General features: G+C 59.7%; 19 protein-coding genes. 8 read left to right on the forward strand and 11 right to left on the reverse strand.

Annotated elements, in window-relative coordinates:
• From ACR0C9_RS17085 to parC, 3 genes are all read right to left on the reverse strand, one after another.
• Positions 1 to 559: GTP-binding protein (locus ACR0C9_RS17085; RefSeq protein ID WP_480781554.1), on the reverse strand; the 559-nt coding region annotated here is incomplete at its 3' end.
• A 115-nt stretch (positions 560 to 674) separates the two neighbouring features.
• A complete protein-coding gene (locus ACR0C9_RS17090) occupies positions 675 to 1,265 on the reverse strand; it encodes a hypothetical protein (protein WP_170454599.1) in 591 nt (196 codons plus the stop codon).
• A 96-nt stretch (positions 1,266 to 1,361) separates the two neighbouring features.
• Positions 1,362 to 3,710 (reverse strand): DNA topoisomerase IV subunit A, encoded by a 2,349-nt coding sequence (gene parC, locus ACR0C9_RS17095; RefSeq protein WP_480781555.1) that lies wholly within the window; start codon positions 3,708 to 3,710, stop codon positions 1,362 to 1,364.
• Positions 3,711 to 3,925: 215 nt separating this feature from the next.
• On the opposite strand from parC, the gene ACR0C9_RS17100 reads away from it, so the two are divergent.
• The 6 genes from ACR0C9_RS17100 (at position 3,926) to ACR0C9_RS17125 (ending at position 8,345) form a co-directional block, all read left to right on the forward strand.
• Positions 3,926 to 4,573 (forward strand): SH3 domain-containing protein, encoded by a 648-nt coding sequence (locus ACR0C9_RS17100; RefSeq protein ID WP_480585398.1) that lies wholly within the window; start codon positions 3,926 to 3,928, stop codon positions 4,571 to 4,573.
• A 68-nt stretch (positions 4,574 to 4,641) separates the two neighbouring features.
• Complete coding sequence (locus ACR0C9_RS17105; protein ID WP_170454602.1) at positions 4,642 to 5,469, forward strand: SDR family NAD(P)-dependent oxidoreductase; 828 nt, start codon at positions 4,642 to 4,644, stop codon at positions 5,467 to 5,469.
• 80 nt (positions 5,470 to 5,549) lie between these two features.
• Complete coding sequence (locus ACR0C9_RS17110) at positions 5,550 to 5,753, forward strand: twin transmembrane helix small protein (protein WP_170454604.1); 204 nt, start codon at positions 5,550 to 5,552, stop codon at positions 5,751 to 5,753.
• Entirely contained in the window at positions 5,754 to 6,326 is a 573-nt protein-coding gene (locus ACR0C9_RS17115) for a cob(I)yrinic acid a,c-diamide adenosyltransferase (protein ID WP_170454606.1), read from the forward strand.
• 331 nt (positions 6,327 to 6,657) lie between these two features.
• Positions 6,658 to 7,416: an electron transfer flavoprotein subunit beta/FixA family protein gene (locus ACR0C9_RS17120; RefSeq protein ID WP_170454609.1), complete on the forward strand. Its 759-nt coding sequence runs from the start codon at positions 6,658 to 6,660 to the stop codon at positions 7,414 to 7,416.
• On the forward strand, positions 7,416 to 8,345 hold the full coding sequence (locus tag ACR0C9_RS17125) for an FAD-binding protein (RefSeq protein ID WP_170454611.1): 930 nt from the start codon (positions 7,416 to 7,418) through the stop codon (positions 8,343 to 8,345). Before ACR0C9_RS17120 ends, ACR0C9_RS17125 begins: the two co-directional genes overlap by 1 nt.
• A 56-nt stretch (positions 8,346 to 8,401) precedes the next feature.
• Here the strand turns inward: ACR0C9_RS17125 and ACR0C9_RS17130 are convergent, their stop codons facing one another.
• Positions 8,402 to 9,214 carry a DUF6473 family protein gene (locus tag ACR0C9_RS17130; RefSeq protein WP_480781556.1) on the reverse strand — a complete coding sequence of 271 codons (813 nt, stop codon included), beginning with the start codon at positions 9,212 to 9,214 and terminating at the stop codon, positions 8,402 to 8,404.
• Positions 9,215 to 9,376: 162 nt separating this feature from the next.
• On the opposite strand from ACR0C9_RS17130, the gene ACR0C9_RS17135 reads away from it, so the two are divergent.
• The gene (locus ACR0C9_RS17135) at positions 9,377 to 10,252 is read left to right on the forward strand and encodes a 3-hydroxybutyryl-CoA dehydrogenase (protein ID WP_170454613.1); all 876 of its coding nucleotides are present in this window, start codon (positions 9,377 to 9,379) and stop codon (positions 10,250 to 10,252) included.
• Between the two features lie 74 nt (positions 10,253 to 10,326).
• Here the strand turns inward: ACR0C9_RS17135 and ACR0C9_RS17140 are convergent, their stop codons facing one another.
• From ACR0C9_RS17140 to ACR0C9_RS17170, 7 genes are read right to left on the reverse strand one after another with little or no spacing between them, the layout of a single operon-like run.
• Positions 10,327 to 11,226 (reverse strand): lysophospholipid acyltransferase family protein, encoded by a 900-nt coding sequence (locus ACR0C9_RS17140; RefSeq protein ID WP_170454615.1) that lies wholly within the window; start codon positions 11,224 to 11,226, stop codon positions 10,327 to 10,329.
• Between the two features lie 39 nt (positions 11,227 to 11,265).
• The gene (locus tag ACR0C9_RS17145) at positions 11,266 to 11,535 is read right to left on the reverse strand and encodes an HPr family phosphocarrier protein (RefSeq protein WP_170380425.1); all 270 of its coding nucleotides are present in this window, start codon (positions 11,533 to 11,535) and stop codon (positions 11,266 to 11,268) included.
• Positions 11,536 to 11,551: 16 nt separating this feature from the next.
• Positions 11,552 to 11,944 carry a PTS sugar transporter subunit IIA domain-containing protein gene (locus tag ACR0C9_RS17150; RefSeq protein ID WP_170454617.1) on the reverse strand — a complete coding sequence of 131 codons (393 nt, stop codon included), beginning with the start codon at positions 11,942 to 11,944 and terminating at the stop codon, positions 11,552 to 11,554.
• Positions 11,941 to 12,822, reverse strand: a complete 882-nt coding sequence (rapZ, locus tag ACR0C9_RS17155; RefSeq protein ID WP_170454619.1) for an RNase adapter RapZ — start codon at positions 12,820 to 12,822, stop codon at positions 11,941 to 11,943. Before rapZ ends, ACR0C9_RS17150 begins: the two co-directional genes overlap by 4 nt.
• Positions 12,819 to 13,289 carry an HPr kinase/phosphatase C-terminal domain-containing protein gene (locus ACR0C9_RS17160; RefSeq protein ID WP_170454621.1) on the reverse strand — a complete coding sequence of 157 codons (471 nt, stop codon included), beginning with the start codon at positions 13,287 to 13,289 and terminating at the stop codon, positions 12,819 to 12,821. Before ACR0C9_RS17160 ends, rapZ begins: the two co-directional genes overlap by 4 nt.
• Before the next feature lie 4 nt (positions 13,290 to 13,293).
• Positions 13,294 to 15,012: an ATP-binding protein gene (locus ACR0C9_RS17165; protein ID WP_480781557.1), complete on the reverse strand. Its 1,719-nt coding sequence runs from the start codon at positions 15,010 to 15,012 to the stop codon at positions 13,294 to 13,296.
• Between the two features lie 32 nt (positions 15,013 to 15,044).
• Positions 15,045 to 15,749 carry a response regulator transcription factor gene (locus tag ACR0C9_RS17170; protein WP_170454625.1) on the reverse strand — a complete coding sequence of 235 codons (705 nt, stop codon included), beginning with the start codon at positions 15,747 to 15,749 and terminating at the stop codon, positions 15,045 to 15,047.
• Between the two features lie 344 nt (positions 15,750 to 16,093).
• On the opposite strand from ACR0C9_RS17170, the gene ACR0C9_RS17175 reads away from it, so the two are divergent.
• Entirely contained in the window at positions 16,094 to 17,692 is a 1,599-nt protein-coding gene (locus tag ACR0C9_RS17175) for a phosphoenolpyruvate carboxykinase (protein ID WP_170454627.1), read from the forward strand.
• Positions 17,693 to 17,837: the final 145 nt, after the last annotated feature.

Consider the following 17,837-nt stretch of genomic DNA (forward strand, 5'->3'; position numbering starts at 1 on the left):
TGATCTTCTCTTCGCCGATTTCCGGGTTGTTGCCTTCCATCGCGGCCAGAGCCGAACCTGCAACGATCGGAATATCGTCGCCGGGGTATTCGTAGCTGGACAGCAGTTCGCGAACTTCCATCTCAACCAGTTCCAGCAGCTCTTCGTCGTCGACCTGGTCAACTTTGTTCAGGAACACGACCATCTTCGGGATGCCAACCTGGCGACCCAGCAGGATGTGCTCACGCGTCTGCGGCATCGGGCCGTCAGCGGCGTTCACAACCAGGATCGCGCCGTCCATCTGGGCGGCACCGGTGATCATGTTCTTGACGTAGTCGGCGTGGCCGGGGCAGTCAACGTGCGCATAGTGGCGGTTGTCGGTCTCGTATTCCACGTGGGCGGTCGAGATGGTGATGCCGCGCGCTTTTTCTTCCGGCGCACCGTCGATCTGGTCATACGCTTTGAAGTCACCGAAATACTTGGTGATTGCTGCGGTCAGCGTCGTTTTACCATGGTCAACGTGGCCAATCGTGCCGATGTTGACGTGCGGTTTTGTACGCTCAAACTTTTCCTTTGCCATTCCTCAGGCGCCCTTTTGCGATTTGGGGGACCCTTGGTCCCGTGGTTACATCTGCGCGCGCGAGATATTTGGTTCACGGGGGAAAATCAAGCACATCCTTGGGGAAATGCGCCGATCACGCCGGATTTTGCGTAACCTCGGTGGATTCGAGCGGTTGGATCAGGTCTGGGCGCTTGTCGAACCAGCCATTGTCCTTGTGTTCTTCTGCCAGCCATTCCTCGACCCGGTCGGCCACTTTCAGGGCCAGACCGCTCATTTGTTCTTCTTTGGTCCGCTCATTGCCGGACCCTTTCAGCGCGCTGCCTCCGGTCGTGTCTTCCAGAACCTGGAACTGCTTGGCCTTGGCCAGAAATTCTTTCTTGTTCACATCGTAGACATTGACCAGCACAATCGCCGTGCTTTTGGGGTTGTAGATGACCGGAATGCCCGGAGGGGCCAGCATGTAGCCTTCGAGGCTGATACCGATGTCGTAATCCTGCGCGCCCTCATAGCGACCCAGCCGGATATCCACGGCGTTCTGAATCGCAGCTTCCCATTCCTGCGGCGTCGCATCGCGCGAGACTGGGCCTTGTTTGGCTTTCTCGGCAAACGCGTAATTCACCCGCAGCTTGAACTCGCCCAGCGACTCGGGTTCTTCATAGACCTGCGTCTGGGTGCACGCGCCCATCAGGGCCAGTCCGGTGATCAGGGTCAGAATGCGCAACATGATTGTGTCTCGATAGGCCTGTTTTCTTTGATCTAGCGCACCGATACGGGTTGTGCCAAGCCGTATCGGCAGAAATCCACCCGAGACCTGTTCAGATCACGAGAACTTATAGTCGCGCGGGAACCCGTAAGGCGGCTTTTTCCCGACGCTGGCGCGTTTTGCCAGCCATTGGGACATATCGGCCTCGTGCCGTGTCTTGTCGCCGCCCATGGACCATTTCAGGCCCTCTTCCCAGTTGAAGGTGGTGATGTCCGACAGGCCGCCATCTAGTTCCAGCGTTCCCTGCCGGCCACGCGCCATATTGTATCTCTGCAGGCGCACGCCCTTGCCGCGGGTCATCTCGGGCAGTTCCTCTGCCGGGAAGACCAGGAACTTGCCGTTCTGAGATACCACGGCCACGTGGTCGCCCGCGACCGGCTTGCAGATCATCGCTGTTTCGTCACCTTTGACGTTCAGCACCTGTTTGCCGTTCCGTGTCTGCGCCAGCACCTCATCCTCGGACACCCTAAAGCCGTTCCCCGCATCCGAGGCCACCAGCAGCTTGCGCCCCGGCTTGTGGATCAGAATGTCGATGATCTGCGCCTCGTTCGGCAGATCAACCATCAGGCGCAGCGGTTCGCCCATGCCCCGCCCGCCGGGCAGGTTGGCCGCGCTGACCGTATAGAACCGTCCGTTTGAGGCAAAGACCAGCAGGCGGTCGGTTGTTTCCGCATGGAAGATGAAACGCGGGCCGTCGCCGTCTTTGAACTTCAACTCGCGCTTCAGGTCGATATGGCCGGTCATGGCGCGAATCCAGCCCATCTGAGAGCAGACGACCGTGATCGGTTCGCGGTCGATCATCGCCTCAAGCGGCACTTCCTCGACCTGTCCGGCCTCAACAAACTGAGTGCGCCGCGCGCCGCCTTCGTAGTCTTTACCGAAGGTCTTTTTGGTCTCTTTCAACTGCTCGGCGATTTTGGCCCATTGCAGGGCGGGATCGGCCAGCAGGTCTTCGAGGTTGGCGCGCTCCAGCATCAATTCGTCACGCTCACGCACCAGCTCCATCTCTTCCAGACGGCGCAAACTGCGCAGACGCATGTTGAGGATCGCGTCGACCTGAACCTCGGACAGTTCCCCCTCGCCCGGTTTGGGCGTGACGTAATCAGACTCGTCGGTGGCGCGAACATGATCAATGCCCCAATCCTCGCGCATCAGCGCGGCCTTGGGGTCATCGTCATAGCGGATGATGTCGATCACACGATCAAGGTTCAGGAAGGCGACGATAAAGCCCTCCAACACCTCTAACCGATGGTCGATCTTGCCCAGACGGTGACGCGAGCGGCGGATCAGCACCTCTTGCCGGTGATCGAGGAAGGCCCGCAGCACTTCCTTCATCGAGCAGACCTTGGGCGTTACCCCGTCGATCAGCACGTTCATGTTCAGGCTGAACCGCACCTCGAGGTCCGAGTTGCGGTAGAGCATCCCCATCAGCACCTCGGGGTCCACGTTTTTCGAACGCGGCTCAAGGATCAGGCGGATGTCGTCGGCGGATTCGTCGCGCACATCGGCGAGGATCGGGATTTTCTTGGTCTGGATCAGTTCCGCGATCTTTTCGATCAGCTTGGATTTCTGAACTTGATAGGGAATCTCGGTGACAACGATCTGCCATTGACCGCGGCCGAGGTCTTCGACCTCGAACTTACAACGCAGGCGGAAAGATCCACGCCCGGTGCGATAGGCCTGCGCGATATTCTCGGGCGGTTCGACAATAACGCCGCCGGTCGGGAAATCCGGGCCGGGCACGTAGTTCAACAGCGTGTCGTCACGGGCATCCGGCGTCTTGATCAGATGCAGACAGGCATCGCAGAGTTCCGAGATATTATGCGGCGGAATATTCGTTGCCATACCCACCGCGATACCGCTGGCCCCGTTGGCCAGCAGGTTCGGGAACTGCGCAGGCAACACAACCGGCTCGGTCAGCGTCCCATCATAGTTGTCGCGGAAATCAACAGCGTCCTCGTTCAGACCCTCAAGCAGCGCCTCGGCCACGATGGTCATCCGTGCCTCGGTGTAGCGCGAGGCCGCCGGGTTGTCGCCGTCGATATTGCCGAAGTTCCCCTGCCCGTCGACCAGCGGGTAACGCACGTTGAAATCCTGCGCCAGACGCGCCATCGCGTCATAGATCGCAGCGTCCCCATGCGGGTGATAGTTGCCCATCACATCGCCGGAAATCTTGGCAGATTTCCTGAAACCTCCGGTTGCACTGAGTCGCAGCTCTCTCATCGCATAGAGGATTCGCCGATGAACCGGCTTCAACCCGTCCCGCGCATCCGGCAAGGCGCGGTGCATGATGGTGGACAGCGCATAGGTCAGATAGCGCTCACCAATCGCGCGGCGCAGGGGTTCGGCTACCTCACCCCCGTTATCGGGAGCCTCCATATTGGGGTCGTCGATCGTGTCATTCATACATGATGTGATACGACGCTAGGCCGTCTGGGTAAAGCAAGCAGAGTGCATTTTGCTGGGGACAAGTCGCGCTTTTTGCAACAGGGGGAGACAAGCTGGTGTTTTCCCCGAATTTTCGACTCGGCCACTCAATTATGGTACCATCCCAACAATTGGATGATTGCTGCCAAAATTTTTGTTCTGTTGTTGTAACGATTGACCTTGGGGGATGCGCCATGACGCGCCTGATACTGATTACTTTTGCCGCACTCGGCTGGGCCTTTTACGTGATGAGCGACGGTCCTGATTTCGAACCGCGTGGATTGCGGGCCGATAATCCGCAACGCATGGCGGCGGCCTTCCAGCCAACCCCCGAACCCAAGGCCCCGGCCCCGGTTGAAGATCTGGTAACGCAGGTCAGCTTTGCCCCTGAACCGGCTGTGGAACCAGCGCCTGCGCTTGATGCCCTGGCTCAGCCTGAACCGGCCCTGACCGAGGATGAGACCAAAGCCCTGTTGGCGCAGGTTGCTGCGGGGCTGCAGGCCAATCCGTCGCTGTTTGAAGACCAGACCGTGACGCTGGCACTGGCGTCTTTGGAAGACGGCATAACCTCGTTGCAACAAGTCGCAACCGACGCCGACCCCGAGGTCGTAGAGGTGCCGGTGCTGACTGAACCCGCAAAAGACATCCGGGAAATCTCGGGTACGCGCGTCAACATGCGTGACGGGCCCGGAACGATCTATCCGATCATTGGCAAGGCCCGGATCGGCCAAAAGGTCGAAGTGCTGAGCGAGTCCGGAACCGGCTGGTTGCGCCTTCGCGTGTTGCCCGGGCAACAGATCGGATGGATTTCCGCATCTCTTGTTCAAAAAACCCAAGACTAAGGTTGCCCGTCATTGTCCTGCCCCAATGCCCGCCATAGCTATTGGTGACATTCTGGGGCGGGATTCTCATGCAGAAATCGATTCTCATTACCGGGTGCTCATCCGGCATTGGCCTTGACGCGGCACACGGTATGCGTGCGCGCGGCTGGCGGGTTTTTGCCTCGTGCCGTCAGCAACGCGATTGCGACCGGCTGCGCGCCCAGGGGTTCGAAAGCCCCAGAATTGACTATCAGGACGCCGATAGCATCAAGGCCGGTCTGGCCGAGGTTCTTTCGGCCACCGGCGGCACGCTGGATGCGCTGTTCAACAACGGCGCGCACGGGCTGCCCGGCGCCGTCGAAGACGTTCCGACAGATGGTTTGCGCCATATCTTTGAAGCGAATGTATTTGGCTGGCACGAGCTGACACGCGAGGTGATTCCCGTCATGCGGGAGCAGGGGCATGGCCGGATAGTGCAGTGTTCGTCGGTTCTGGGACTGGTCGCGTTTCCGTGGCGCGGGGCTTATGTCGCGACCAAATACGCGATTGAAGGCCTCAGCGATACGCTGCGCCTTGAATTGCGGGGCACCGGTATTCGGGTGATCCTGATTGAACCAGGCCCGATCACCTCGAAGCTGCGGGAAAAAGCTATCCCTGTCTTTGAACGGTTCATCGACTGGGAAACCTCGGCGCTGCGCGAGAAATATGAAGAAACGCTGCTCAAACGGCTGTACGAAAGCTCGGGTCCAGATAGGTTCGAACTTCCGGCATCAGCCGTAACGGCCAAACTCGCGCACGCGGTTGAAGCGCGCAGACCAAAGCCCCGATACTATGTGACCACACCCACCTATATCGCCGGATACTTGCGTCGGATTCTGCCGACCGCGGCGATTGACCGGATTCTGTCCCGCATCTGAGACGAAATTACTGGTTCGCTTTTTGATCTTGTGGGGCTAGATCAGGTCCAACGAAACTAAAACGCAGACGGTGATACCTGATGGACCTATTGATGGTCGTTTTGCTTCTGGCCATGGCGGCGGTGGTCGTCGTGCTGACCCTTGGCATCGCGAATTTCGGCAAAGGCGGCATGGCGGCTGCAAAGAAAAGCAACAAGATGATGCGGCTGCGTATCCTGTTTCAGTTCATTGCCGTCGTTTTGATCCTTCTCTACGTCTATCTCAGCGGACAGGGAGCGCAGTAAATGGTCGTACTCAACAAAATCTACACCCGCACAGGCGATGACGGTAAGACTGCGCTGGGGAACGGAGAACGTGTCGCCAAATACTCTGGGCGTGTGGCGGCCTATGGCACCGTGGACGAGTTGAATTCCTTTGTCGGCGTGGCGCGGACCGAGGCTGATGGTCCAACCGATGCCGCACTGGCCCGAATCCAGAACGATCTGTTCGATCTGGGCGCGGATTTCTGTCGCCCCGATATGGAAAAGGATGCCGAGGCCGATTACCCGCCCTTGCGCATCGCCCCGGCCCAGATCGACCGGCTGGAGGCCGAGATCGACGCGATGAATGCCGATCTGGAACCCTTGCGCAGCTTCATTCTGCCGGGCGGATCGCGTCTGGCGGCCCAATTGCATGTGTGCCGCACCGTGTCACGCCGGGCCGAGCGGCTTGCCGTTGAACTGACAAACATGGAGCCGGTGAACGCGGTGGCCGTCAAATACCTCAATCGCCTGAGCGACTGGTTCTTTGTCGCCGCACGGTGCGCCAACAACAACGGCAAAGACGACGTCTTGTGGGTTCCGGGCGCGAACCGCTGAAAGCGGCGAAACGTCCAGTGGACGTTCTGGCGGCCGGAAGGGCAAAGCCTAGGGCTCAATCCCCGCAGGCACGAACGAGCGTTGCCCCGTAACAGGCTGAGACCCAGTTGTTTGACGCCACGACATGCCTGATCCCGCATGCTCAAAAATCGGCCCCACCCCGCACTGTTATTTTCCGCCGTGGCGTCAAAAATTACGAAACGCGACGTCCCGAGCCCCTGACGTGACGATTTTGCCCTGTTGCACCGTGAATTGAGACGCTATTCAGTCGTCCGAGAGCATTGGTGGAGTCGCGTTGCGACTTACCGTTTTTGTGAGGAGAAAGCGCAAAATGAAGGTACTCGTGCCTGTCAAGCGCGTGATTGACTATAATGTGAAGGTCCGCGTGAAAGCGGACGGTAGCGGTGTTGATCTCGCCAATGTCAAAATGTCGATGAACCCGTTCGACGAGATCGCGGTGGAAGAAGCGATCCGCCTGAAAGAAGCGGGCAAAGCTGACGAAGTGGTTGCCGTTTCGATCGGCGTCAAGCAGGCGCAGGAAACCCTGCGGACCGCGCTGGCCATGGGTGCAGACCGCGCCATTCTGGTTGTTGCCGCCGATGACGTCCATCAGGACATCGAGCCGCTGGCCGTCGCAAAGATCCTGGCCAAAGTGGTCGAGGAAGAGCAGCCCGGCATCGTTCTGGCGGGCAAGCAGGCGATCGACAACGACATGAACGCCACCGGCCAGATGCTGTCGGCCCTGCTGGGCTGGTCGCAAGGCACCTTCGCGTCCGAACTGGATATCGAAGGCGACACCGCCAAGATCACCCGCGAGGTTGACGGCGGTCTGCAGACCATCAGCGTCAAGATGCCGACCATCGTGACCGTTGACCTGCGCCTGAACGAGCCGCGCTATGCGTCGCTGCCCAACATCATGAAGGCGAAGAAAAAGCCGCTGGACGAGAAAACCGCCGCCGATTACGGCGTCGACGTCACGCCGCGTCTGGAAATCGTCAAGACCGAAGAGCCGCCGGCACGTGCCGCAGGCATCATCGTAGGCTCGGTTGACGAGCTGGTCGGGAAACTCAAAGAAGCGGGGGCTGTGTAATGGCTGTTCTTCTTCTGGCTGAAGTCAACAATGGCGAGCTGTCGCTGGACGCCACCGCCAAGGCCGTAGCCGCCGTCAAGTCGCTGGGCGACATCACCGTTCTGGCCGCTGGCGGTTCCGCTGCCGCAGCTGGTGAGGCTGCTGCAAAGATCGACGGTGTCTCGAAGGTTCTGGTTGCCGAAGACGCATCGCTGGGCCACCGCCTGGCGGAATCGACCGCAGCCCTGATCGTGTCGCTGGCCGACGGTTACGAGCACATCGTTGCCCCTGCGACCACCGACGCCAAAAACGTGATGCCGCGCGTTGCTGCGCTGCTGGACGTGATGGTGATCTCGGATGCGTCCGGCGTGGTTGACGGCTCGACCTTCGAGCGTCCGATCTATGCGGGCAACGCGATCCAGACCGTGAAATCGAACGACGCCAAGAAAGTCGTCACCATCCGCACCGCGTCCTTTGACGCAGCGGGCGAAGGTGGTTCGGCATCGGTTGAAACCGTTGCGGTTCCGGGTTCCGAAGGTCTGTCGTCCTGGGTTGAGGACAAGGTGGCCGAGAGCGACCGTCCGGAACTGACCTCGGCTGGCGTTGTTGTTTCGGGCGGCCGTGGTGTCGGCTCGGAAGAGGACTTCAAACTGATCGAAACGCTGGCCGACAAGCTGGGCGCGGCGGTTGGTGCCTCGCGCGCGGCGGTGGACTCGGGCTATGCGCCAAACGACTGGCAGGTGGGTCAGACCGGTAAGGTTGTTGCCCCCGATCTGTATGTTGCCGTCGGCATCTCGGGCGCGATCCAGCACCTTGCTGGTATGAAAGACTCGAAGGTCATCGTTGCGATCAACAAGGACGAAGAAGCGCCGATCTTCCAGGTCGCCGACTTCGGACTGGTCGCTGACCTGTTCCAGGCCGTGCCGGAACTGACCGAGAAGCTCGGCTGAGCAAAGACCCCAGGTCTTTGAAAGTGACGTTAGCAAAGGCCCGCCATTGGCGGGCCTTATGCGTCCAGGTCCCTCAGAACCGGCACAACCGCCTCGGCAATCTGCCTATGCGCCGCAGGGCCAAGCATGTGTTCTGCCATCGGCTGCTGTAGCGTCCCGAACAGCATATCCTCAAGCGTGTCCGACGCGCCGGACACGGCGGCCGAGCACGTGACTACCCGCGCGGCCTGCGGCCTCAGCGCCTCTACCATGCTGGCGTTCACCGGGATGGGGTCGTCCTCGATCGTATGAACCCGCTGAATCTGCAGATGCAGCAGCACCGTCTGCGGGTCCAGCTGCTCCAGAAACGTACCAAGGGACCGCAACCAACCCTGACGCAGTTCATGCGCGATCACTTCGAACCGCGCATCATGTCTTGCCTGCAGGCGCTTTAGTAAGTGGCGCACAAAATGCACCTCGGTAAAGTCGATGTCGGGATACAAATCCAGCAGGTCCTGCGTTGGCTCCAGAAACCGGTCATTGCGACGGGGGTGCACGCGGTAAAACCGGTTCGACTGGCCATGAACCTGAGGCAGTTGGATCACGCATCTCTGCGCCCGGTTTGCCAACCTCAGCAGACCTTGATCGCGCGTCAGCGCCTCGACACCGGCGAACAGGCTGCCAAAATTGGCGCAGGTTTTGCCCAGTTGCTTCTGTACTGCATCCGGAAACGGAGATTCGACAAAGCGCCCGAAGGTTTCATCCCCGCCGATGCAGGCGATAAACGGATGGTCCAGCGCGCAGGGCGGCCCCCTAAACCACAATCTGGTTCCGTCATACTGGCATACGTCATCCTCGGCCATGCCCGAGCCTGTCTGATGATAGCTCATCTCACTCACCCAATTTTCACCCGGTTGCCATCTTGCCGCCCCGGATGTTGAGATTCCCCTAATGTGCGCATTTGAAGCGAATTCGAGCGACCTCAGCCCCTTGCCGCAAGCCCCGAACTGCCGATACTGTCGCCGTAACGCGCAAGGCAAAGGCAGCTGAATATGGATGTGAAATCGGTCGGAGTGATTGGCGCAGGTCAGATGGGCAACGGGATCGCCCATGTGCTGGCATTGGCGGACTATGACGTTTTGCTGAATGATGTCAGTCAGGAGGCCCTGGATCGCGCCTTGACGACGATTGAGGGCAACATGGCCCGGCAGGCGTCACGCGGGAAGATCAGCGATGACGCGATGCAGGCCGCCTTGAAACGGATCACAACGACGCTGGAGCTGCCGCAACTGGGGCAAACCGATCTGGTGATCGAAGCCGCGACCGAACGCGAGACCATCAAACAGGCGATTTTCGAGGATTTGCAGCCGCATCTTCAGCCGCATACGATTCTGACCTCGAACACCTCCTCAATTTCCATCACCCGACTGGCCAGCCGCACGGACAGGCCCGAACGGTTCATGGGGTTCCACTTCATGAACCCGGTGCCGGTCATGCAGCTTGTCGAGTTGATCCGGGGGATTGCCACGGATGAACCAACGTTCAAAGCCTGCAAGGCAGTGGTGGACCGTCTGGGCAAGACAGCCGCAAGCGCCGAGGATTTCCCGGCCTTCATCGTCAACCGCATTCTGATGCCGATGATCAATGAGGCCGTCTACACCCTGTATGAAGGCGTTGGGAATGTGCAATCCATCGACCAGTCCATGAAGCTGGGCGCAAACCACCCGATGGGGCCCCTGGAGCTGGCCGATTTCATCGGGTTGGACACTTGCCTGGCAATCATGAACGTGTTGCATGATGGCTTGGCGGACACCAAGTATCGCCCCTGCCCGCTGCTGACGAAATATGTCGAGGCCGGTTGGCTGGGCCGCAAGACCGAACGCGGGTTTTATGACTATCGGGGCGAAGTGCCTGTTCCGACGCGGTAAGAGGGGGCCAGCCCCCTCGCCCGGATTTCATCCGGGCTCACCCCCGGGATATTTCTGGCCAGATGAAGGGCGGATTAGGGTTTGTCTGATGTGCCCAGCGACATGGTGCGGTTTCTGAGCCACGCCATGAAGCCGCGCGGATCGCGTTCCAGCAACTGCATGTCGTCGTCATTGATCGGTTCGCCGATAACCGGAGATTGCGGTTTTTTGCAGGACCGGACGATTTCGTGCAGCAGCAGACCCTGCCGCAGGATCGGCGACAGTTTGTTGGCGATCTGATACCAACGCGAGTTGCTGCCGGGGAAGAAGATCGGCAGCACTTGCGCACCCGAGCGTCGGATCATCTTGGCGGTGAAGACGTTCCATTCCCGCTCGATCGCCGGGCCGAACCAGTCGTCCGAGGACATAACAACGCCCGAGGGGAACAGGGCCACAACGCCGCCGTTTTTCAGATGCTCCATGGCCTTGCCGCGCATTTCAAGCATCTTGGCCTGTGCTTCGGGGTCGTGCGGAAAGGGAACCGGAATCATGAATGAGGTCGCAGCCTCGTCCAGCCCGGTCAGAACGGACCGGGTCAGGATGCGATAATCGCTGCGCACGCGCCCGATCAGTTCGGCCAGGATCATGCCGTCCACCATGCCGTGCGGATGGTTGGCCACGACAACAACCGGGCCTGTCTTGGGGATGCGGGCGATCTGTTCCTCGGGTGTGGTCAGGTCGATGCCCATCGTTGCCAGAGCACCGCCCCAAAACCTTTGACCTCGATAGTATTCGTTCTTTTTCTCGAACTTGTTGACCATCCGCAAAATGGTCAGTTTGCCGGTACACCATTCGATGGCGCGAATGGCGGTCGAGGTCCAGGCATCGTCGAACGAGTTCGCGTAGGTCAGGGTTCTACGGTCGTAGATTTCGCCCTGGTCTTCGGTCCCATCAACCACCGGGCCTGTCTTGGTCTCGTGCGTTGTTTCCGCCAATTCCTGGTCTTCCCGTTCTTTCTGTCCCGCGGGGCAGCCTTAGAACCCCTCTCCGAACTTGTCATTCACAAGCGTTTCCAGAGCTTCTGCCAATGCCTCAGCATCCGGCCCGGACGTCTCGACGTCAATAGTCGTTCCGCGCGAGGCTGCCAACATCAAAAGGCCCATAATGCTGTCTCCGGATGCAGAAAGGCCGTCCTTGGACACTTCGGCACTGGCGTCAAAGCCTTCCACAACCTCGACCAGCTTGGCGGACGCGCGGGCGTGCAGGCCCTTTTCGTTAATGATTTTCAAGCTTCGGTTGGTCATTTCAATGAGTCCGGTCTTAATCCAATGTCACATTTTGCGCATTGATGTACTTGCGTCCAGCCTCCATTGCCTGCCGCACGGCATCAGGGACCGGCAGGTGGCGGCTTTTGGCCAATTTGATCAGCATGGGCAGGTTGGCCCCATAAAGGATTCGGCGATCCTGAGGGGCACAGGCCCGCAGGCTGAGATTCGAGGGGCTGCCGCCGAACAGATCCGTGACGATCACAACGCCGTCGCCAAGGTCCACTTCATCCGCGGCGCGACAGATTTCAGCCTGTTTTTCGTCACGGTCATGATCGGCCTCGATCGCAATGGCTTTCAGGCCGGGCTGCGGCCCGACCACATGCTGCATGGCGGCCAGATACTCCTGAGCCAAGCCCCCATGCGCTACGATCACAATCCCGATCAATCCGGCCTCACATTCAACGATCGACGTTCCATCTCGCGGTGCCTAATTGCCACCTGCTGCCCCCCTTCCGCAAGGGCCTTTGCAACCGCTTCCGCCATCGCCACCGATCTGTGCTGGCCACCGGTGCAACCGAAGGCCACAGACAGGTGTGCTTTGCCTTCGGCGCGGAAGGCTGGCAGCAGCAGGTTCAGCAGATCTATGACGCGGTCAAAGAACGGCGCGTAATTAGCATCTGACTGGACATAGCGCGCCACATCCGGGTTTCGACCATCCTCGGACCGCAATTCGGGCCGCCAATAGGGGTTGGCGAGAAATCGGCAGTCAAAGACCATATCCAACCCGCGTGGCAGGCCGCGTTTATACGAGAAGGATTCGATTGATACCGCCAGATGCCGCCCGCCCTGGGGGGCAAACCAGCGCTCGACCTCTTCGCGCAGCTGATGCACGTTCAGGGTGCTGGTGTCGATCAGGGTGTCGGCAATCTCGCGGATGGGGGCCAGCAGCTCTTTCTCGCGCCGCACACCGGTTTCCGGCCCTGCATCCTGGGCGACGGGGTGACGCCTGCGGGTTTCCGAAAAGCGGCGCAGCAGGACTTCGTCGCTGCAATCAAGGTACAGAACCGTCAGATCCACCTGCGTCATCCGGCCCAGCTTTGCGGCCAGTTCGATAAATCCTATGGTCGAGAAATCGCGGTTGCGCGCGTCGATACCCAGCGCCATGGGCCGGTCAGGCTCGGCGCCTTCAAGCAGACGCGCCAGCAGGCCCATGGGCAGGTTGTCAATCGCTTCGAACCCCAGATCTTCCAGCACGTGAATGGCGGTCGAGCGGCCCGCGCCCGATGGTCCGGTCACCAGAACGATTCGCTTTTGCGCTGTCATTTGTTCGGCCATTCCGGGTCTACGCGTCCCATTCTAAGAAGTTGCATCAGGGCTGGTGCCAAATTGGGCACGCCCGCGCCGCGAAGCAAGGGAACAGTTTGCCTCAGCAACGGGGTCGTGACGGGTTCTGGCAGGCGTGCGGGTTCGGATTGGTCAAGGTCGAGGACAAAGCGCAGCGGCACAGGCTCCGTAGGTTGCGCACGAAGCAGGCCAATCCCGCGTGCCTCGATCAGACCCGCGATTTCGGGGACTGCGGAGGCAATGATTTGATCGTCGCGCATCGCCAGATCAATGCGATCATCGCCGACTAGCACCGCGCCCAGAGCCATCATCTGCAACGCCAGCGACGACTTTCCGGCCCCTGATGCGCCCACAATCAGCAGGCCGTGGCCACCTGAGGCGACGCAACTGGCGTGAACGCGGGCGCTGTCCCGGTTCACCGCATTTGTCAGGGACGGAATAGTCATGACCTCAGACAGGCAGCCCCACCACAAAACGGGCGCCCAGCGGGTCCGAGGTGACGTCCGCTTCGGTCGGGCGGATGTTTTCGGCCCAGATCACACCGCCATGCGCCTCGACAATCTGTTTCGAGATCGCCAGCCCAAGGCCCGAGTTGTTGCCGAAATGCTCAGCCGGGCGTTGCGAATAGAACCGTTTGAAGATTTTGGTCAGGGCCTGTTCCGGGATGCCGGGGCCGGTATCTTCGACCACCACAAGCACGCGATTGTCGCGCTGGCGGACCCAGACCCGGATGGCGTCGCTTTCTTCGCAGAAGGAAATCGCATTGGTGATCAAGTTGACGAAGACCTGTGCCAATCGCGCCTCAAGCCCGTTGATCACAATCGGATCCGACGGCAGGTCAGTGATATAGTCGATCCCCTTCGCGCGGGCATCCTCACCCAGAAACTGCCCGATATTGCCCAGCAGCTTGAGCAGGTCAAAAGGTTGTTCTTCTTCCTTGACCAGTTCCGCATCCAAACGCGAAGCATTCGAGATGTCGCTGACCAGCCGATCCAGCCGCTTCACATCATGCTCGATCACACCAAGCAATTTTTCGCGCTGATCATCGCGTTTGACCATGCGTAGTGTGCCGACAGCAGATTGCAGACTGGCCAGAGGGTTCTTGATCTCATGCGCGACATCGGCGGCAAATTGTTCGTTCGCATCGATCCGGTTGTAGAGCGCAGTGACCATCCCACGCAACGCACGGCTGAGCCGACCGATTTCATCCGGGCGCGCGCTGAGGTCCGGGATGCGGATACGCCCCGGATTGACGCCCGTACCCCGATCCTTGCCCATTTCCGCCGCCGAGGCGAGGTCGGCCAGCGGGTTGGCAATGGTCGAAGCCAGAACAAGGCTCAGACCGACTGAGACCAGCAGGGCGACGACAAACATCTGCAAAATGCGCTCCTGCTCGCGCCTAGCCAGCGCGTCAATCTCACCGGCAGGGCCGGATATTGCGACAGCACCGGCCGGGATGCCTTCGTAGAGAATAGGTGCCGCGGCCACGATCACAGTGTCGCCCGCGTCATCCTGCACTGCCTTTACCTGATTTTGACCCGCCAAAGCTTGTGGGACTATGGCCTGAACCTGCTGCGCCAGCGTCGGTGCTTCGGAGTCGGACGACCAGTTGAAAACCCGCGACAGACCCGTCCAGACCGCGTTGAGTGCATCGCTGATGACGGTGCCTCCGGTCTGCATATCCGCGTCCGATCGCAACAGGATGGGCATGTCAGATGCCTGTGGCGCGCCGCGGGTCCAGCCGATCAGGGTACCGCGGGAGTCGTAGACAAACACCTCTCCCCCTTCGGGCAGGCGAAGGCCGGACAGCGTGTCTTTCACATCAAGCTGGGCCGCATCGCGTGATGATTGCACCGCGCCCTGCCGCAGCTGCGTCTCGAACACGTTGCTGACAAGATGCGCGTCTCCGATCAGGTTGCGCGCGGTCTGCTGCACCTGCTCGGATCGCGAGTCATCCAGGTAAAGCAGCCCCGTGACAAGGATCACAAGGGCAATCAGATTGAACGTGATGATCTTGCGGGCCAGAGGCGAGCCGCGCAGTGAAAACAGGTTTCTGCGGGATCGTTTTGCGCTTAGCTCTGCAGAATCGGGGTCTTGCGGGATGACCCAGTCATCCCCAAGAACGACATCACCGTCGCTCAATTCATTGGCTTGTTCGGTGTCGCGCACGGAACCCCATTACCCCTTGTAGATGGCCGCGCCTATTCTTCGTTGTATCTGTACCCGATACCATAAAGGGTTTCGATAGCCGAAAACTCGGGATCAGCAGCACGCATCTTCTTGCGCAGCCGCTTGATGTGGCTGTCGATGGTGCGGTCGTCCACATAGACCTGATCGTCATAGGCCACATCCATCAACTGATCCCGGCTTTTGACAAAACCCGGACGTTGCGCCAGCGCCTGCAGCAACAGGAACTCGGTCACGGTCAGGGACACATCCGTCCCCTTCCAGGTGACCGCATGGCGCAGCGGATCCATCCGCAGGTCACCGCGTTCCATCACTTTGGTGTCGCCGGTGTTGGCGGCCGAAGCGTCACCGCTGGTTGCCTCTTGCCGCCGCAGCAACGCGCGAATGCGCTCGACCAGCAGACGCTGCGAGAACGGCTTTTTCACGTAGTCGTCCGCACCCATACGCAGACCCAGAACCTCGTCAATCTCATCGTCTTTCGAGGTCAGGAAGATCACCGGCATCTGCGTCTTTTGGCGCAGGCGCTGCAACAGATCCATGCCATCCATGCGCGGCATCTTGATATCTAGTACGGCCATGTCCGGCAGCTTTTTGTTAAACGCGTCCAGCGCGGCCTGACCGTCATTGTAAGTTTCAACCTCGAACCCTTCGGCCTCGAGCGTCATGGATACGGACGTCAGAATGTTTCTATCGTCATCCACCAGTGCAATCTTTGACATCGGGCTTACCCCTATTCCTGCTCACTTACGCAATAATACGCTTTTTTGTAAGGCATTGTTGGCGTTTTTGATGCGCCGAATCAATGCGTAACTGCGAATCGTGCCATTGTTGCGGCAGCTATGAGGCAAAAATGCCTTGCTGCCCGCAAAATGCTGCCCGGTTTTCCGACAGGAAATCTTTGGTGGCGCTAAACTTTAACTTGGTTGCGCTAACTGCGCCAAACCGTCCTGTTCATGCCCCAAACGACCGTGATAAGACCCGCCCATCGGCCGGTATGTCCCGGCAAAATGCCCCAAGAGCGCACCCGGCCAACCGCCGCCGCGCCGCACAGGAGAAGATACGCATGACATCTGGACGGGTTAACCCGCAATTCCGCCTCGAAGATCAGGGCATCGAGGGTCTGGGCAATGTCTATTACAACTTCATGGAACCGGCGCTGCTCGAAGAGGCCCTAAAGCGGGGCGAAGGCACCCTTGGCAATGGCGGGGCCTTCCTGGTCACCACCGGTAAATTCACCGGCCGTTCGCCCAAGGACAAACACGTCGTCAAGACCGACAGTGTGGCCGACAGCATCTGGTGGGAAAACAACGCGGCGATGAGCCCGGAAGGTTTCGACGCCCTTTATGACGACATGGTCGAGCATATGAAGGGTCGTGACTATTTCGTGCAGGATCTCGTCGGCGGGGCCGATCCGGCCTATTCGATCAATGTGCGCATGGTGACCGAACTGGCCTGGCACAACCTGTTCATCCGCCACCTGCTGCGTCGCCCGGATCGTGAGGATCTGGACGAGTTCATCGCAGATTTCACTGTCATCAACTGCCCCAGCTTCCAGGCCGACCCGGCCAAGCACGACTGCCGCAGCGATACCGTGATTGCAATGAACTTCGACCGCAAGCTGATCCTGATCGGTGGCACGGAATATGCAGGCGAGAACAAGAAATCCGTCTTCACCCTGCTGAACTACATGCTGCCGGAAAAAGGCGTGATGCCGATGCACTGCTCGGCCAACCACGCGGTTGGCAACCCGGTGGATACTGCCGTGTTCTTCGGCCTGTCGGGCACCGGCAAGACAACTCTGTCGGCAGACCCGTCGCGGATCCTGATCGGGGATGACGAACACGGCTGGTCGGATCGCGGCACGTTCAACTTCGAAGGTGGCTGCTATGCCAAGACCATCAACCTCAGCGCCGAGGCCGAGCCGGAAATCTACGCGACGACCAGCAAGTTCGGCACCGTCATCGAGAATATGGTCTTCGATCCCGAAACCAAAGAGCTGGATTTCGACGACGATTCGTTGACCGCGAACATGCGCTGCGCCTATCCGCTGGAATACATCTCGAACGCGTCGAAAACCGCGCTGGGCGGGCATCCGAAGAACATCATCATGCTGACATGCGATGCCTTCGGCGTTCTGCCTCCGATCGCGCGGCTGACACCGGCGCAGGCGATGTATCACTTCCTCTCGGGCTTCACCTCGAAGGTGGCGGGCACCGAACGTGGCGTGACCGAGCCGCAGCCGACCTTCTCGACTTGTTTCGGCGCGCCCTTCATGCCGCGCCGCCCCGAGGCCTATGGCAACCTGCTGCGCGACAAGATCGCCCAGCATGGCGCGACCTGCTGGCTGGTGAATACCGGCTGGACCGGTGGGGCCTATGGCGTTGGCAGCCGGATGCCGATCCGCGCGACCCGCGCGCTGTTGACCGCGGCTCTGGAAGGCTCGCTGCGCGACGCCGAGTTCCGCAAGGATGCCAACTTTGGCTTTGACGTCCCGGTCACAGTGCCCGGCGTCGCTGAGGTTCTGCTGGATCCGCGCCGCACCTGGGATGATCAGGAAGCGTTCGACAAGCAGGCCGCAAAGCTGGTGCAGATGTTTGCCGAAAACTTCGAACAATATGTCCCCTTCATCGACGAGGACATCAAAGCCGTCGCAATCGGCTGATCCGGATTAAGGGGCGTCCGCGCCCCTTTTTTCTGCGCTTGCGAATCCACTGATGATCAACCCAAAGTTGCATCTGACGCACCTCACGAACAAATTTATTGTTCTGAATGCCTGGTTGGGATAGGGATTTGGGTCATTAAACCGA

This window comes from Ruegeria sp. C12 (assembly GCF_056537745.1).

Coding starts and splice junctions, on each gene's coding strand:
- ACR0C9_RS17135 (WP_170454613.1), top strand. CDS start 9,377: ATGGATGTGAAATCGGTCGGAGTGATTGGCGCAGGTCAGATGGGCAAC.
- ACR0C9_RS17160 (WP_170454621.1), bottom strand. CDS start 13,289: ATGACTATTCCGTCCCTGACAAATGCGGTGAACCGGGACAGCGCCCGC.
- rapZ (WP_170454619.1), bottom strand. CDS start 12,822: ATGACAGCGCAAAAGCGAATCGTTCTGGTGACCGGACCATCGGGCGCG.
- ACR0C9_RS17145 (WP_170380425.1), bottom strand. CDS start 11,535: ATGACCAACCGAAGCTTGAAAATCATTAACGAAAAGGGCCTGCACGCC.
- ACR0C9_RS17175 (WP_170454627.1), top strand. CDS start 16,094: ATGACATCTGGACGGGTTAACCCGCAATTCCGCCTCGAAGATCAGGGC.
- ACR0C9_RS17120 (WP_170454609.1), top strand. CDS start 6,658: ATGAAGGTACTCGTGCCTGTCAAGCGCGTGATTGACTATAATGTGAAG.
- ACR0C9_RS17090 (WP_170454599.1), bottom strand. CDS start 1,265: ATGTTGCGCATTCTGACCCTGATCACCGGACTGGCCCTGATGGGCGCG.
- ACR0C9_RS17170 (WP_170454625.1), bottom strand. CDS start 15,749: ATGTCAAAGATTGCACTGGTGGATGACGATAGAAACATTCTGACGTCC.
- ACR0C9_RS17110 (WP_170454604.1), top strand. CDS start 5,550: ATGGACCTATTGATGGTCGTTTTGCTTCTGGCCATGGCGGCGGTGGTC.
- ACR0C9_RS17125 (WP_170454611.1), top strand. CDS start 7,416: ATGGCTGTTCTTCTTCTGGCTGAAGTCAACAATGGCGAGCTGTCGCTG.
- ACR0C9_RS17100 (WP_480585398.1), top strand. CDS start 3,926: ATGACGCGCCTGATACTGATTACTTTTGCCGCACTCGGCTGGGCCTTT.
- ACR0C9_RS17130 (WP_480781556.1), bottom strand. CDS start 9,214: ATGAGCTATCATCAGACAGGCTCGGGCATGGCCGAGGATGACGTATGC.
- parC (WP_480781555.1), bottom strand. CDS start 3,710: ATGAATGACACGATCGACGACCCCAATATGGAGGCTCCCGATAACGGG.
- ACR0C9_RS17115 (WP_170454606.1), top strand. CDS start 5,754: ATGGTCGTACTCAACAAAATCTACACCCGCACAGGCGATGACGGTAAG.
- ACR0C9_RS17105 (WP_170454602.1), top strand. CDS start 4,642: ATGCAGAAATCGATTCTCATTACCGGGTGCTCATCCGGCATTGGCCTT.